The sequence below is a fragment of the Amycolatopsis cihanbeyliensis genome, from assembly GCF_006715045.1.
GTDB lineage: Bacteria > Actinomycetota > Actinomycetes > Mycobacteriales > Pseudonocardiaceae > Amycolatopsis > Amycolatopsis cihanbeyliensis.
Map to the genome: position 1 here is coordinate 1,084,739 of NZ_VFML01000002.1, position 14,596 is coordinate 1,099,334.

At 69.8% G+C, this 14,596-nt stretch carries 12 protein-coding genes; 6 read left to right on the forward strand and 6 right to left on the reverse strand.

The features are described 5' to 3' along the window. The first annotated feature begins 29 nt into the window (after positions 1–29). The 3 genes from FB471_RS33570 (at position 30) to FB471_RS33580 (ending at position 4,487) form a co-directional block, all read left to right on the forward strand. Positions 30–2,414, forward strand: coding sequence for a PatA/PatG family cyanobactin maturation protease (locus FB471_RS33570; RefSeq protein WP_170221084.1), 2,385 nt, complete (start codon positions 30–32; stop codon positions 2,412–2,414). A gap of 61 nt (positions 2,415–2,475) precedes the next feature. After that, the gene (locus FB471_RS33575; protein ID WP_142003824.1) at positions 2,476–2,724 is read left to right on the forward strand and encodes a hypothetical protein; all 249 of its coding nucleotides are present in this window, start codon (positions 2,476–2,478) and stop codon (positions 2,722–2,724) included. 5 nt (positions 2,725–2,729) lie between these two features. Further along, positions 2,730–4,487, forward strand: coding sequence for a cyanobactin maturation protease PatG family protein (locus tag FB471_RS33580; protein WP_142003825.1), 1,758 nt, complete (start codon positions 2,730–2,732; stop codon positions 4,485–4,487). A 16-nt stretch (positions 4,488–4,503) separates the two neighbouring features. On the opposite strand, the gene FB471_RS33585 is transcribed toward FB471_RS33580, so the two are convergent. Continuing rightward, the gene (locus FB471_RS33585) at positions 4,504–5,487 is read right to left on the reverse strand and encodes a DUF3558 domain-containing protein (protein ID WP_142003826.1); all 984 of its coding nucleotides are present in this window, start codon (positions 5,485–5,487) and stop codon (positions 4,504–4,506) included. Between the two features lie 287 nt (positions 5,488–5,774). Here FB471_RS33585 and FB471_RS33590 point away from each other — a divergent pair, with 287 nt between their 5' ends. Then, on the forward strand, positions 5,775–6,383 hold the full coding sequence (locus tag FB471_RS33590) for a hypothetical protein (RefSeq protein ID WP_142003827.1): 609 nt from the start codon (positions 5,775–5,777) through the stop codon (positions 6,381–6,383). Here FB471_RS33590 and FB471_RS33595 read toward each other — a convergent pair. The 5 genes from FB471_RS33595 to FB471_RS33615 are packed head-to-tail and all read right to left on the reverse strand — an operon-like array spanning position 6,321 to position 12,180. Then, positions 6,321–6,881 (reverse strand): GNAT family N-acetyltransferase, encoded by a 561-nt coding sequence (locus FB471_RS33595; protein ID WP_142003828.1) that lies wholly within the window; start codon positions 6,879–6,881, stop codon positions 6,321–6,323. The two genes, FB471_RS33590 and FB471_RS33595, sit on opposite strands and share 63 nt — an antisense overlap. Next, the gene (ligA, locus tag FB471_RS33600; protein WP_142003829.1) at positions 6,874–9,027 is read right to left on the reverse strand and encodes an NAD-dependent DNA ligase LigA; all 2,154 of its coding nucleotides are present in this window, start codon (positions 9,025–9,027) and stop codon (positions 6,874–6,876) included. Before ligA ends, FB471_RS33595 begins: the two co-directional genes overlap by 8 nt. Positions 9,028–9,038: 11 nt before the next feature. Continuing rightward, the gene (locus FB471_RS33605) at positions 9,039–9,734 is read right to left on the reverse strand and encodes a hypothetical protein (RefSeq protein WP_142003830.1); all 696 of its coding nucleotides are present in this window, start codon (positions 9,732–9,734) and stop codon (positions 9,039–9,041) included. A 9-nt stretch (positions 9,735–9,743) separates the two neighbouring features. After that, positions 9,744–10,787 carry a uroporphyrinogen decarboxylase/cobalamine-independent methonine synthase family protein gene (locus FB471_RS33610; protein ID WP_142003831.1) on the reverse strand — a complete coding sequence of 348 codons (1,044 nt, stop codon included), beginning with the start codon at positions 10,785–10,787 and terminating at the stop codon, positions 9,744–9,746. A gap of 13 nt (positions 10,788–10,800) precedes the next feature. Further along, positions 10,801–12,180: a pyridoxal phosphate-dependent decarboxylase family protein gene (locus FB471_RS33615; RefSeq protein ID WP_246076852.1), complete on the reverse strand. Its 1,380-nt coding sequence runs from the start codon at positions 12,178–12,180 to the stop codon at positions 10,801–10,803. Between the two features lie 332 nt (positions 12,181–12,512). Here FB471_RS33615 and FB471_RS33620 point away from each other — a divergent pair, with 332 nt between their 5' ends. Together FB471_RS33620 and FB471_RS33625 are read left to right on the forward strand one after the other, a co-directional pair. Further along, positions 12,513–13,346 carry a nitrilase-related carbon-nitrogen hydrolase gene (locus tag FB471_RS33620; RefSeq protein WP_142003832.1) on the forward strand — a complete coding sequence of 278 codons (834 nt, stop codon included), beginning with the start codon at positions 12,513–12,515 and terminating at the stop codon, positions 13,344–13,346. Further along, complete coding sequence (locus FB471_RS33625) at positions 13,343–14,398, forward strand: MBL fold metallo-hydrolase (protein WP_425457132.1); 1,056 nt, start codon at positions 13,343–13,345, stop codon at positions 14,396–14,398. The genes FB471_RS33620 and FB471_RS33625 overlap by 4 nt, the downstream gene beginning before the upstream one ends. Positions 14,399–14,596: the final 198 nt, after the last annotated feature.

The window sequence follows — 14,596 nt, forward strand, 5'->3', positions numbered from 1 at the left end:
ACTCGATCGCGTCGAGGGAGCGCTGCGGCATGAGAAACAGCGCCGGTGAGGTGCCGGCGATTCCGGGAATTGGCGAGCTGTGGAAGCGGACAACGGGCGACGACCGCATCCGGGTAGCCGTGGTGGACGGGCCGGTCGACCACGACCATCCGGTGTTCGCCGGAGCCTCGCTCCACGAGGTCGGCGGCGTGTGGCCGCGGGAGAACCCGGCCGGAGGCAAGACCGCCCACGGAACGGCGGTAGCCAGCATACTGGCGGCACAACATGCGAGCCCGGTCGCAGGGGTCGCACCCGGCTGCCGGCTGCTGAGCGTGCCCGTCTTCTCCGACCAGCGGCCGAAACCGTCCCAGGTGGACCTCGCCCGCGGGATCGAACTCGCGGTCGAGGCCGGGGCCCACGTGATCAACATCAGTGCGGGCAAGCTGAGCCCCTCCGGCGGCGCGGACGGAACCCTGGCCAGTGCGATCGACCTGTGCCACGACAACGACGTGCTGGTGGTCGCCGCGGCGGGCAACGACGGGTGCTTCTGTGACCACGTCCCGGCGGCGCTGCCGGCCGTGGTCGCGGTCGGTGCCATGGACAGGGCCGGCGAGCCGATGCGGATCAGCAACTGGGGCCCTGGCTACCGGCACCACGGCATCCTCGCCCCCGGCGAGCAGATCACCTGTGCCTGCCCCGGCGGCGGGATCGCCCGGCGAACCGGTACCAGCATGGCCGCCCCGATCGTCTCGGGGGTGGCCGCCCTCCTGCTGAGCCTGCGGGTCCGGGCGGGCCTGCCCGCACGGCCGCGGGCCGTCCGCACCCTCCTGTTGGAAAGCGCAGATCCGTGCCCGGTCGGCGATCCGGTCGCTTGCCTGCGATACCTGGCCGGGACACTCAACATAGAAGGAGCGGTAGACGCGATGACCAAGCATGTGGAAGAACAGGCCGACACCGCCGTGCAGGTGTCCTGCGAGTGCGCACCTGAACCCGCCGTCGAACCGCCGGTCGAGACACCGGCGGAGCCGGAAGCGGCCGGCCACGCACTCACTCCGGTTTCGCGGGCGCTCGATGCGGAGCCCGAGCACGAGTTGGTGACCTCCGAGTCGGTGCCTCCGTCCGGGGAGCCGGTGTCCGAGTCCTGGCAGCGGCTGGTGTACGCCGTCGGTATCCTCGGCTACGACTTCGGCTCGGAAGCGCGCCGGGACTCGTTCAAGCAGCTCATGCCCCCGACGCAGGGCCCGGGCGGGCTCCCGATACAGGCGAACCCCTATGACGTCCGGCAGATGGTCGCCTACCTCAAGCAGAACCCGTCCGAGGCTTCGGCCCTGATCTGGACACTCAACCTCGAGCTCACCCCGATCTACGCGGTCGAACCCATCGGCAGCTACGGCCCGGAGGTCTACCGGACGCTGGTCAGCCTGCTGGAGGCACAGGCCGACGCCTCGTCCGCGGCGGACGACGAGATCGACCTCATGGCGGGCATCGTGCGGGCGCTGCGGGACGCGTTGTCGGCAAGGCACGCGGCGGAGCAAGCACACAGTGATGCGGCGATGAGCTCGAGCAAGCAGGAGGTCACACGGCTCGCCCATACCGCTGCCCAGCAGGCGAGGAATGCCACGGACCACCTGACGAGCGCGTTCGACCGGGCCAAGCAGGCGAAGTACCTGACCGACAACGAGGTCATCGAGGCCGTGCGGCGGGCACTCGAGGACTCGAGCACGAAGCTGGACAAGATCGACGAGTCCCTCAGCAAGATCACCGGACAGACGAAGATCGACGACATCAAGGGCTACGCCGAGCAGTCCGCCGCCACCGCCTACCGGGTGTACCACGACGCGTCCGGACCGATCGTCGAGGCGATCAAGGGGAGGACGGGCAAGCGGCGAGTGGAACGGGTCGCTCTTCCTGGCCGTCTCGGCGGGCAGACCGTGCGGTTGTTCTCCGGGCAGGCCATCCCCGCGGTGACGATCGACCAGGTCCGCGGGCTCGTGGGCTGGGACGTGAACACGCTCGTCCAACCCCCGGTCCCGGACACCGCGTCGGACGAGGGCGACGACCTCGCCCGGCTGGCCGGGCTGTCCCTGGACCAGGAGGCCGCGCAGAACCTCCGCGACTTCCTCAACCGGATCTACTTCGACATGCGCAACCTGGGCTCGACCTCGGCCGACCGGGCACTGAACTTCGCCGCCACCAACGCCTTCCTGTCCAGGCAGATCTTCGTCGAAGAGAACAAGAAGAAGCGGTCCATGGACAAGATCAGCGTCGAGAAGAGCCCGTACGGGCGCATGGACAGCGACTCATGGGACATCAAGCTCCGGTTCTTCGACCCGGAGAACACCCACCGCGCGTACCGGGTATATCGGTACACCATCGACGTCAGCGACGTGTATCCGGTGACGGTCGGCGGGGTGCGGTCCTGGAGCGAGGCATGAGGTCCCGTCCGGCGGATCGCCCTCGCGGCACCGTGAACAAACCACCAGCAGGAGAATTCCGATGAGTTTCCCGACGCCCGTGCAAGCACCACCGGTACAACGACCCGCACTGGTTCGGTTGGAAGACCTCGCCATCGTGCGGGAGGCCTATGCGAACTCCGGTGGAGACATCGACCGGATCGTCTACCTGACCGTCAGGCTTCGGCACCACTACAACTTCAACGATCCACCGCAGTTCGCGTATCCCGGCTACGACCGGATGGCCGTCTCGGCCCACGACGTGCCGGCTCCGAGCTCGCGAGGCGCGTAACCAGGATGACAGCCATCGAGGAGATCCCCGGTGTCCGCGACCTGTGGCAGCACACCCGTGGCGACCCCGAGATCGTCGTCGGGCTCGTGGAGGGGCATCCTGACCTGTCCCATCCCTGTTTCGCGGGCGCCGACATCACGGTGATCGAACCGGGCTGGCTGCCGGACATCCCGCCCGCCACACCCGTGGTCGAACACGCGACCTACGTCGCAAGTGTCCTGTTCGGACAACCGGGCAGTTCGTCCCCGGGTGTGGCGCCGCGGTGCCGGGGCATCGCGGTTCCCGCGGTCCGGGACCCGGAGACAGCACGCGATCCGCTGAACCTGGCGCGAGCCGTCGAGGTTCTGGTCGAGGCCGGGGCCCGGATCATCCACTTCGCGCCCGTGCACGCCACGCTGTCCGGCGCCGCGTACCCGGTGCTGGAGCGAACCGTGGCCGCCGCGGTGGACGCGGGGGTGCTGATCGTCGCGCCCACCGGGAACGACTACGGCCGTACGCTGGTCGCCCCCGGCATCCTGCGGGGGGTACTCGCCGTCGGTGCCTTCGACGACAGCGGAATCATGTTCAAGTTCAGCAACTGGGGACCGGAGTTCGGCACCCACGGCATCGTCGCCCCGGGAGGCGGCGTGACCGCCGCCGCTCCCGGAGGGGGCGCGGCGACGCACAAGGGCACCAGCGTGTCCACTCCCATCGTGACAGGCGTCGCCGCGCTGCTGGCAAGCTTGCGCAGGCGGCGCGGCCTGCCCGCTGATCCGCTTTCCGTCCGGGACGCGCTGGTCGCCAGCGCGCTGCCGTGCACAGCGGAACAGGCCCGGGACGAACCGGAACGCTGCCTGGCGGGACGGTTGAACGTGCCCGGCGCCACCCGCCTCGCCGCCGCCGATGCCCCCGACTCGGTGACGCTGAGCACGGCCTCGGCCGACCTCCCGCTGCCGCCACCGGGAACACCGGTATACCCGCTCGGCACGATCGGCTACGACTTCGGTACCCAGCGGCGCCGGGACCGGTTCCCGCCACTCGAGGACCCGCGAGCCATGGTCAGGCACCTGCGGGACAACCCGGCGGACGCGGCGGACCTGATCTGGACTCTCGACCTGGACCTGGCCCCGGTCTACGCGATCCGGCCTACGGGCACCCACGTCGCCGAGATCCACCGCCGACTCGTGCGCCTGTTCGAGTACCAGGTCACCCCGCCCGGCCCGGGGTCTGATCCGAGCCCGACCCCGTTCGACCGGTGCTCGCTTCCCGCCCGGGTCACCAGCGAGCTGACCACGCTCCGGTCCGGGCGGGCAGTGCCGATCCTCGACGTCGGCCATGCCCGGGGCCTGTCCGGGTGGAACACCGAGTACCTTTCGAAACAGGCGATCGACCGGCTCACCGCCACCATGCCGGTCGAGCTCAGGGAGCGGATCCTGCGGGAGTTCCGGGCATTCCTCGACCGAGCCTACGCGGACCGGCGAAACCTGGGCCTTTCGTCACCGGAGCGGGCGCTGAACTATGCCGTCACGAACGTTATGCAGGCCGCGACCGTGTTCACCGCCGCGACCTCCGAGCACCTGGTACTGGACGCCATCTCGGTAAGCAGGAGTCCCTACGGCAGGGTCGACAGCGACTGCTGGGACATCGAGCTGCGCTTCTTCGACCCGGCCGAGAACACCCGGGCGGGCAAGGAATGGCGTTTCACCATCGACGTGGCCGACGTACACCCGATCACGTTCGGCAAGCCCAAGGCGTGGCCGGCGCGGACCTCGGCCCGGGTCTGACCACCTACCGGGCACCTCACGCCGGGGGCAGCTCGGCCCACACGTCCCCGGCGAGTTGTTCGGCCTTGGCGCACATGGTCTCCCCGTCCCCATCGGTGCCCGGCAGCGACACCAGCACCTCGGCGATCTCCACCGCGCCCGGTGACCCGGCGCCGCCGAAGGGGATATGTGCTGTCTCGACGGTGCAGAACGCGACGTCGTGGTTGCGTGACCCACGCTCGTAGACCTTCCCGGTCACCGAGCGCCTGCCGGCGATCTCGGTCTCTTTGTGACCGTGCCCCTTCGTGTCCGGCTCCGGTCCGTAACCGAACCGGACCGAGGCGTACGCGCTGTCCCACTCCTCGGGCGAGGGGTCCCACCGGCACCGCTGGCCGGAAGGGCTGGCGACCTGCTCAGCCTGCGCCAGTTCCGGCGACAGCCCGGCGGCGCCGCCCGGCAACAGGTCGCACGCGTCGATCGACTGCAACGAGTTCGTGGCCGGGTCCCGCTGCTCGACCGCGTCGTCCCGTACCTTCCGGACCACCGTGTCCATCGCCGTGCCCGCGACGGTGCACAGCTCCTGCTGCTGGTCATCCCCACCGCTGGCGGACACATCCAGGGTAACGTCGTCGGCAAACACGAGTGCCTGCGAGCACCAGCCCTCACCCTGGTCCTGCCCGACCCACATTCCGTCATCGAACTCCCGAACGCGATTGTCGGCCAACTCGGGATAATTGTCCAACTCGGTCAGCAACCCGACGGTCACCCCGATGTCGTCATCCGCAATGTCGATATCCACCAGGCACATGTCGAACTGGGTGAAGTCCCGCTCGGCATCGATCGACGCGTGGCCGAACTCCGCGAGCTCATCCGGTTCGGCGAGGCTGCACGGGTCCAACGTGGTCAGGTCGCCCAGCACGTTCCGCGAGGTCGGTTCGTCCTCGCCGGCGCCACTGCAACCGGCGAGCAACGCGATCGCGCCAACCGCGCCGGCAAGCGTCCGCCACCCAGTATTCGTCATCGTGCTCCCACCAGCATTCGAATGTTCCCACCAGTCGTCCGAGCCGCTCAGGCCAACTACGGACTATCGAAGATGTAGTGGATACCACACGGAAGGCAACGCGCAGAGACAATCTTCACATTAACACATCTCCGCCGTGGTGAATTCTACCCACATCCGACCGGGACGAAATGCGCTGAGAAACATCGCCGTAAATGCGCGCGAAGGCTCACCCGAGTCGCTGCCTGTTCCCTTCGGCGCAGGTCGGCGCGCCGCCGGTACCCGGCTACGAACTAGACTGGGTGGTGATGAGCTCGTCCCAGGACCCCGCGCGTGACGACCGTGCCGGGGAGATGGAGGAGCGGCTGGCCATACCGGTCCTGATCGCGGCGCTGGTGTCGGTGCCTGCCGTCTTCCTCACCACCACCGAGGGTGCCGCGGCGGTCGTGGGCAACGTGCTCAACTGGGCCTCGCTGGTGGTCCTGCTCGGTGAGTCGCTGGTCCTGCTGTGGTTCAGCGACGACGTCCGGGACTGGATCCGGCGGCACCGGTGGACGCTGGTCGTGACGGCGGCGACGGTACCCGCGGTGATCTTCGTGGTGGGTCCGGTGCAGGTGATCCGGCTGCTGCTGTCCATCGGGACGCTGCGGGTGCTCCGCGCGGGGCGCATCCTGCGGGCGGGGCGGGTCATCCGGGACCGCGCCGGGTTGAGCAGGCCGTTCGGTAAGTGGCTGCTGGGTGGGGTCACCGTGCTCGCGGCCGCGTTCGTGGCCATCGTGCTGGCCGATCCGACCTCGCGCAGTCGCCGGGTCACCGACTGGGTGCTGGAGCACATCGGTGTGGCGCCGGTGATCCTAGCCGGGCTGATCCTGGCGGGCAGCACGGTCGTCGTGCTCTACCGCAAGCGACGCCGCTGACTCCAGGCCGTAGCAGAGCAGGCGGACGTCCGGCGCGGGACACCAGTCGCGTTCGGGCATCCGCTGAAAGCCCAGCCGCTCGTAGAGCCGGTGCGCGGTCCGCATCAGGTCCAGGCTGCACAGCACCACCCGCGTCGCCCGCTCCTCCCGTGCCCGCCGCAGCACCGCCCTGGTGAGGGCCTCCCCCACCCCGCGTCCCCGTGCGGCCGGTGCCACCGCCAGCATCCGGAACTCGATCTCGCCGGCCCGGCAGACCTCGGAGTACTCGGTGTCCGGCAGCACCACGGTCACCGAGCCCAGCACGGCGCCCTGTTCGTCCACGGCGACCAGCAGTTCGGCGTGTTCGGCGCGGCGCGCGGCATCACGCAGCTGGCGGGCGTAGCCGTCCTCCACCGCGGGACCCGCGAAGCCGTCCGCCCGGTAGGCGGCGACCGTGATCTCGCCGATCTCGGTCAGTTCCTGCGGTCTGGCGAGCCGTACCGTGACATCACTACCCATCCGACTCGGCTTCCTCTCCCGTGGTCAGCGCCAGCTCGGCCGCCGCCTCCGGGCCGCGGTCCAGCAGAACGCGGAAACCGGCCTCGTCCAGCACCGGCACCTTCAACTGCACTGCCTTGTCGTACTTCGAACCCGGGGTGTCCCCGGCGACCACGAAAGCGGTCTTCTTGGACACCGAACCCGCGGCCTTCCCGCCGCGCGCCATGATCGCTTCCTTGGCCTCGTCCCTGGAAAGCCCCGCGAGGGAGCCGGTGACCACGATGGAGAGACCCTCGAGGTGGCGTGGGATGGACTCGTCCCGCTCCTCCGCCATGCGCACGCCCGCGCGGCGCCATTTCGCCACCACCTCGCGATGCCAGTCGACGGAGAACCATTCCTGCACCGCGTGCGCGATCGTCGGCCCCACACCATCCACATCGGATAGTTCTTGCTCGTCAGCGTTCTCGATCCGTTCCAGGGAACCGAACTCCCTGGCGAGCGCCTGTGCCGCAGTGGGGCCGACGTGCCGGATGGAAAGGCCGACGATCACCTTCCACAGCGGCCGGTCCTTCGCCGCCTCCAGGTTGGCGAGCAGCTTGTGCCCGTTCGCCGAGAGCTCCCCCGCCTTGGTACGGAACAGCTCGACCTGCATGAGCTTGTCCTCGTCCAGATCGAAGATGTCCCCCTCGTCGGCCACCACGCCGGAGTCCAGCAAGGCGGTCGCCGACTCGTAGCCGAGCACCTCGATGTCGAAGGCGCCCCGACCGGCCAGGTGGAACAGCCGCTCGCGCAGCTGCGCCGGGCAGGAGCGCGCGTTCGGGCAACGGATGTCGACATCGCTCTCCTTCTGGTGCGCCAGCGGGGTGCCGCACTCCGGGCAGCGGGTCGGCATCAGGAACTCGCGCTCCTCGCCGGTCCGCACCTCGGTGACCGGTCCGAGCACCTCGGGGATCACGTCGCCCGCCTTGCGGATCACCACCCGATCCCCGACCAGCACGCCCTTGCGCCTGACCTCCTCGGCGTTGTGCAGGGTGGCCATGGAGACCGTGGAACCGGCGACCTTCACCGGTTCCATCACCGCGAACGGGGTCACCCTCCCGGTTCGGCCCACGTTGACCTGGATGTCCAGCAACGTGGTGTTCGCCTCCTCGGGCGGGTACTTGTAGGCGATGGCCCAGCGCGGCGCCCGCGAGGTGCTGCCCAGCCTGCGCTGTAGGGACACCTGGTCCACCTTGACCACGACGCCGTCGATCTCGTGCTCGGCGTCGTGCCGGTGCTCGTCCCAGTACCGAATGTGCTCGACCAACCCCCCGGCGGTGTCGATCACCCGGACGTGCTCGGACACCGGCAGCCCCCAGGTCGCCAGCGCCTGGTACGACTCGGACTGGCGCTCCGGCTCGAACCCCTCCCGCCTGCCGAGGCCGTGGCAGATCAGCCGGAGCTTGCGACTGCGGGTGATCCTGGGGTCCTTCTGCCGCAACGAGCCGGCGGCGGTGTTGCGCGGGTTGGCGAACGGCGGCTTGCCCGCGGCCACCAGCCCGGCGTTCAGCTCGAGGAAGTCCTCGATCCGGAAGAACACCTCGGCGCGCACCTCGACCAGTGCGGGCACCGGGAACTCGGGCGAGGAGCTCAACGTCTCCGGTACCTGCTCCAGGGTGCGGACGTTCAACGTGACGTCCTCGCCGGTACGGCCATCACCCCTGGTCAGCGCACGGGTGAGCCGGCCGTGCTCGTACAGCAGGTTGATCGCGAGGCCGTCGATCTTGAGCTCGCACAGGTACCGGGTCGAGCCGCCGACCTCCCGTTCCACCCGGTCCACCCAGGCCTGCAGCTCCTCCAGGTCGAACGCGTTGTCCAGGCTGAGCATGCGCTCGAGGTGGTCATGCGTGGCGAAGTCGGTGGAGAAGGTGCCCCCGACCTGCTGGGTGGGCGACTCCGGGGAAGCGAGACCGGGGTAGGTCTGCTCCAGCTCCACCAGCTCGCGCAGCAGGGCGTCGAACGCGCCGTCGGAGATCGTCGGCGCGTCCAGCACGTAGTAGCGGAACTGGTGCCCCCTGACCTCCTCGGCCAGCTCGGCATGCCGGTCCCGCACCCGCGCGGGCACGTCCGCGAGGTCCTGCGCCGCGTCCGCGTCCACCTGGTCCACTGGAAGCTCGTCGCTGCTCACAGTCACGCAGCTTAGTCAGCACCACCGACAGGTTCATGTCCGGCAAGCCTTCGCACCAGGTCACGCAGCTCGAGCAGGGAGATCGTCCCGCTCGGCTCGGCCTCGGCCGTCTCCACCCTGCGTAGCCGCTCGGCGGCGAGCCGTTCGCCCAGGGTCGCGTCCAGCGGCAGGAAGGTCATCGCCTGGCGGGCGGCCTCCTCCAGCTCACCCAGCAGCGGGTGGTGCACGGCCACGTCCACCACGGCCTCGGCCTGGTCGACCTGCGCCACCACGCGGACCTCACCCAGGGGAATGCGGTGCGCGCCGAGGTTCACGGTGACCTCGGTCGGGTCCGGCACGGGCGGCACCGAGTCGTGGTACTCCCAGATCGCGTCCTCCTCGGGTGCCGCGGCCTTCCACGCGTCGGTGTACGGGCGCAGGCCGGGGTCCTCCTGGCCACTGACCACCAGCGCGTACACCGCCCGCTGCCCCCGTTCGAGGGAGAAATGCAGGTCGGGATGCACCAGCGCGACCGCACGGCACAGCTCGTGCTCGATCCGCTGCGGCTCCCGGTCCCCGAGTGCCGCGTTGACCTGCGGCAACAGCGCGAACCACTGCCGCCAGAAGGCGGCCGCGGCCGCCTCGGGTTCGGCGGGGACCTCCTGCCGCGGCCACGCGGTCCGCGGATCGGCGGGCTCGTCCCGCCCGCGGCGGCGAAAGAAGCGCATCTGCTCTTGTTACCAGCCCTCGGGTGGCTCCACGAAGGCTTTGCCCAGATCGCGGGCCAACGCCAGCGCGCGCCGCATCCAGTCCTGCTCGGCACCGGCGAGGCCGCAGGTCGGGGTCGGGACGGCCCGCTCGGCCAGGATCGACCGGGCGAAACCGAGCCGGTCGACCAGCCGCAGCGCGGGCTCGGCGACCTGGTGCAGATCCGGGCGCGACCGTGGTTCGGGTGACTCACTCGGTACCAGGCCGAGCAGGAACACCGTGCCCGCGTCCCATGCCTCGCCCAGCTCGTCGAGCAACCTGGCCGGGGCGCCGTCGAGCAGTGTCGCGTCCAGCGCGAGCGCCCCCGCACCGGCCGAGCGCAACAGGGCCACCGGTGGCCGGGGCGCGCAGCAGTGCACCACGACCCGCTGCCCGGTGATCCGCCCGGCGCCGGAGATGACCGTGCTGAGCAGCTCGCGGGCCTCCGGGGCGGGCACCGAGTCGACGGTGCCGTAACCGGAGACGGTGGACAGCGAACCGGCCAGGACCTCCGGCAGGGTCGGCTCGTCGAACTGCACCACCACCTGCGCCCCGGTGCGGGTGGCCAGCTCGTGCACATGGGCCGCGAGCCCCTCCAGCAGGGAGTCGGCGAAGTCCCGTACGGCGCCACGATCGGTGAGCACCCGGTGCCCCCGCGCCAGCTCGATCCCCGCGGCCAGGGTCCACGGGCCGGCCAGCTGGGTCTTGAGCACCGCCGGCCGGGCGCCCGCGCGCTGCTGCGCGTCCTGGAGCGCGTCGAAGTCCCAGCGCAGCAGGTCGACCGCGCGCCGGTGCCGGTGCCCTGGCCGCTGGGTCACCCGGTAGCCGGTCGGCGCGACATCGACGGCGATGTCCACCAGTAGCGCGGCCGTGCGACCGATCAGGTCGGCGCCGACCCCGCGGGCGGGCAACTCGGGAAGGTACGGGAACTGGGGCAGCTCGCCGAAAACGACGGCGGCGGCTTCGGCGGCGTCGGTACCGGGCATCGAGCCGATACCGGTGGCCGCACCGGATGGCCAGGACTGTTCATGCACGCCCCCCAGTGTCTCAAGCCGGAAGGCCGGTCATCACCTGCCTCGCCGGTTGGTGGGCGTGTTCGTGCAGCACGGCCAGTGCCTCGGTCACGTGTTCGGCATGCGTGCGGTGGGACAGCACGCACAGCCGCAGGTAGTACTCGCCGTCCAGCACGGTGCTGGAAAGGTAGATCCTGCCCTCGGCGTTGACCGATTCCAGTAACCTGCGGTTCGCCTCCTCGCCACCGGAGGTCAGTGTGAAACACACTGTGGACAGGTCGGGCTGCCACGGGCAATGAAAATACCCACCTCTCGACAGTTCCTGATAGGCGTACTCGGCGAGGTCGAGTTTCTCGTCGAGCGCTTCCCGGAAAGCGCCCACGCCATGCAGCCACAACGGCAGCCACAGCCGAAAACCCCGGCATTCTCGGGTGAGTTCGGCGCCGTAGTCCGCGTAGTGCGGAACGGGACTCGGATACAGGTCCTGCAGGTAATCCCCGGTGCCGTGGTGCGCGGCGCGCAGCGGCAACGGGTCACGCACCAGCAGCATGCCGGTGCCGTACGGCGCGAAAAGCGACTTGTGCGGATCGACCACAAGGGAGTCCGCGGCCTCGATCCCGCGCAGCAGCCCGCGCCCACGCTCGGTCAGCCGGAAGAAGCCGCCGTAGGCACCGTCGACGTGGAACCACAACCCCTCCCGCTCGGCCAGCGCACCGAGTTCGGCGAGCGGATCGACCGTGCCGGTGCTTGTGGTGCCCGCGTTGGCGACCAGCAGGAACGGCCGCCGCCCGTACCGGCGATCGTGTGCGATCAGCTCCGCCACAGCGACCGGGTCCATCCGCAACTGGGGTGTGGTCGGCACGGTACGCACCGCCGAGGCGGGGAAGCCGGCTATTCTCGCCGCCTTGGCCACCGAGTAGTGAGTGTGCTCGGTAACGTAGATCGTGCCGTCGGCGAACCGCTCACCGAGCCGGTCGTGCCGCGCCGCGACCAGCGCGGCCAGGTGCGCCGTCGACCCGCCGGTGGTGATGATCCCGCCCGCGCCCCTTGGCAGCTCGAACTCGCGGCACAGCCAGCGGATGACGCCCTCCTCCATGGCGACCAGCGCCGGGGAGAACCCGGCCAGCCCGGTCGACCGGTTCAACGCTTTGGTCAGCAGGTCCGCGATCGCCGAGGTGTACAGCCCGCCGGTCGGCACGTAGCCGAAGTAGTGCGGTCCCGCCGTCTCCAACCCCTCCCGCGCCGCCTCGCGGAAAACGTCGAGCGCCTCGGTGAGGTCGCCGCCGCTCTCGGTGGGCGGGACACCGACCCTCGAGTAGATGTCGGCCTCCGAGCGAAACATCGAAGCCGGCGCGTGGGAGAAATCGCCGACCGCTTCCATGATGAGTTTCAGCGCCGACTGACCGATGTCCATCATTTCAGCCGAGTCGGGCTCCAACGAATAACCAGCCACGACGCAAGTTGTACTCCCGTGCCGCTACCCCGATAAACCTTCGAAGCTGTGACATGCGACGCAGCATAAATATACTGCTTACCTTCGTAAAATGACCGCCAAGAAATCCGCATCCCGAGGTTATGAAATTTTCGCTCAACGGGCACGAAGCCGGGCAAAACCGTCGCCGGTGTGACACCGGTGTGAAAACCCGATTCCCCGCCCACCCGCTTCTCGCGTCCAGGTAGTGGGATCACGTACCTTCGACGCACCGGATCACCGCATCACCGCGCAGGGGTAAGGGAGGTGAACGCATGAGAGTGGCGCTCGCGCAAACGGACTGCCGGCTCGGCGACGTGGAGGGCAACCTGCACGACACCGAGCGGATCATCAAGGAAGCCGCGACCAGGGGCGCGGACCTGGTGGTCTTCCCCGAGCTCAGCCTCACCGGCTACGCGCTCGGGCAACTGGCCGACGACATCTCGCTGTGGCCGGACGACCCGCGGCTCGCCGACCTCGCCCGGCACGGCCCGGACGTGGTCATCGGGCTGCTCGAGGACGGCAGGATCAGAAGGCACAACTCGGCGCTCTACCTCTCCCGCGGCGGCATGGTGCACAACCACCGCAAGCTGTACCTGCCGAACTACCTGATCTGGGAGGAACGCAAGCACGCCAGCCCCGGGCAGCGCATGCGTGCCTTCGACACCCGGCACGGCCGGTTCGCGACGCTGATCTGCAACGACGCCTGGCAACCGATGCTGCCCTGGCTCGCCGCGCAGGACGGCGCCGAGCTGATGATCGTGCCGGCGAACAGCGCCGCCAAGCTCACCGGTGGTTCCTTCGACCCCGCCGAGTACTGGCACGACCTGCTCACCTTCACCGCGCGCATGCAACAGTGCTGGGTGGTGTTCGTGAACCGGGTCGGCGACGAGGCCGGGGTACGGTTCTGGGGCGGCTCCAGGGTGATCGACCCCTGGGGTTCGGCCGTGGCCACCGCACCGACCTGGGATGCGTCACTCACCATCGTGGAGGTCGACCAGAGCGCGGTACGCAGGCGGCGCAGGGAGATCCCGCTGCTCGCCGACGCCAGGCTCGGCCTGCTACGCAGGGAGCTGGAACGGTTGATCAACGAGAGCGGGGACGATTGAACACCAGCCCGTCGCTGCCTGCCGAGGACGACGGCACGCGGCACTGGACAGAACCGGGAATCTACACCGTCGCACCGGGCGTATACCGGATACCGTTGCCGATGCCGAACGACGGGCTGCGCGCGGTGAACGTCTACGCGCTCACCGACGGCGACACGCTCGTCCTGATCGACTCGGGTTGGGCCGTGCCGGAGGCGCGGGAGCGGCTGGGCGAGGCCCTGCGCGGGATCGGCGCCGGACTCGGCGACGTGAGCCGGTTTCTGATCACCCACGTGCACCGCGACCACTACACCATGGCCATCGCGCTGCGCAGGGAGTTCGGTGGCAAGGTCGCCCTCGGCAGCCTGGAGGAGCCCTCGCTGACGGCGGCGGCCAACCCGACGCGGCGCTCGATGGACACGCAGGCCCGCCTGCTGGTGCGCTGCGGCGCCGGCCCGTTGCTCGCGGAGCTGGCCCGCGAGTACGGCGACCTTCCGCGGCAGCACATCGACCTGTGGGAGCGACCGGACGAGTGGTTGGAACCGGGCCCCCGCACGGTGCTACCTGGCCGCAAACTCGAGGTGGTGCACACTCCCGGTCACACCACCGGGCACGTGGTCTTCGCCGATGAGGACGCGGGGTTGCTGTTCGCCGGAGACCACGTGCTACCGCACATCACCCCGTCCATCGGTTTCGAGGCGGTCCCCGCGGAGTTGCCGCTGCGCGACTTCCTCGACTCGCTACGACTCGTGCGCGCGATGCCGGACCGCAGGCTGCTCCCGGCACACGGCCCGGTGACGGCGAGCGTGCACCGGCGGGTGGACGAGTTGCTGGACCATCACGACCGCAGGCTCGTCGTCATCGCCGAGACCGTGGCCTCCGGCGCGAACACCGCCTACGCGGCGGCACACCTGCTGCGCTGGACGCGGCGGGAGCGGGAACTGCTCGAGCTGGACGTGTTCAACCGCACGCTGGCCGTGCTGGAGACCGCGGCGCACCTCGACCTGCTGGTGCACCAGGGCAGGCTGACCGCGACCGACCAGGACGGCGTCCGTTGCTACGCGACGAGCTGAGCACGCGGCGTGGGGCGCGGAACGTAGGCTGGGCCGCATGACACCCCTTGTGTCAACCCGCGGCAGTCAAGGTGACCACAGAGCGCGCCCTCGGCCGGAGGCCCCGCTGTCGGGGCGGCGGGGCGCGTGCCCTGGTGGCCATGCGCCGGGTCGTGCCGGGCGCCCCGTCGACACGATCGCGGACGCGCGCGAAGTCGC

Bases quoted from the DNA above. Each gene is read 5' to 3' on its own strand.
- FB471_RS33570 (WP_170221084.1), top strand. From the start codon at position 30: ATGAGAAACAGCGCCGGTGAGGTGCCGGCGATTCCGGGAATTGGCGAG.
- FB471_RS33575 (WP_142003824.1), top strand. From the start codon at position 2,476: ATGAGTTTCCCGACGCCCGTGCAAGCACCACCGGTACAACGACCCGCA.
- FB471_RS33580 (WP_142003825.1), top strand. From the start codon at position 2,730: ATGACAGCCATCGAGGAGATCCCCGGTGTCCGCGACCTGTGGCAGCAC.
- FB471_RS33585 (WP_142003826.1), bottom strand. From the start codon at position 5,487: ATGACGAATACTGGGTGGCGGACGCTTGCCGGCGCGGTTGGCGCGATC.
- FB471_RS33590 (WP_142003827.1), top strand. From the start codon at position 5,775: ATGAGCTCGTCCCAGGACCCCGCGCGTGACGACCGTGCCGGGGAGATG.
- FB471_RS33595 (WP_142003828.1), bottom strand. From the start codon at position 6,881: ATGGGTAGTGATGTCACGGTACGGCTCGCCAGACCGCAGGAACTGACC.
- FB471_RS33605 (WP_142003830.1), bottom strand. From the start codon at position 9,734: ATGCGCTTCTTTCGCCGCCGCGGGCGGGACGAGCCCGCCGATCCGCGG.
- FB471_RS33615 (WP_246076852.1), bottom strand. From the start codon at position 12,180: ATGGACATCGGTCAGTCGGCGCTGAAACTCATCATGGAAGCGGTCGGC.
- FB471_RS33620 (WP_142003832.1), top strand. From the start codon at position 12,513: ATGAGAGTGGCGCTCGCGCAAACGGACTGCCGGCTCGGCGACGTGGAG.